Genomic DNA, 241 nt, shown 5'->3' on the forward strand with positions numbered 1-241 from the left:
CTCAGCTTCAAGGGACGTCCCTCTCTGGGCTCATCAAAGAGTCCGGTCAGTCCCCTCTCTTCCCATCTGTCTATCCAGTAGGCCACGGCCTGTCTGTGAACATCGAACATAGCAGCTATCTTCTTTATGGTGTAGCCGTTATGGCTCTGAATCAGTGCAAATGCCCGCATGCGGGCTCGACGAGATGAGTGGTGCTCACACATTTCTCGAAGTGTGATCAATTCGGCTTCGGATAATGGCT

Annotated in this window: 1 protein-coding gene; it reads right to left on the reverse strand. The window is 52.3% G+C overall.

Annotated features, from left to right (window positions below):
• Positions 1-203 (reverse strand): helix-turn-helix domain-containing protein (locus MWC30_RS23285; protein WP_368860942.1); only part of this gene is annotated, 203 nt, incomplete at its 3' end.
• Positions 204-241: the final 38 nt, after the last annotated feature.

The sequence above is a fragment of the Desulforhabdus sp. TSK genome (assembly GCF_022836495.1).
In the GTDB taxonomy this organism is placed as follows: Bacteria; Desulfobacterota; Syntrophobacteria; order Syntrophobacterales; family Syntrophobacteraceae; genus Desulforhabdus.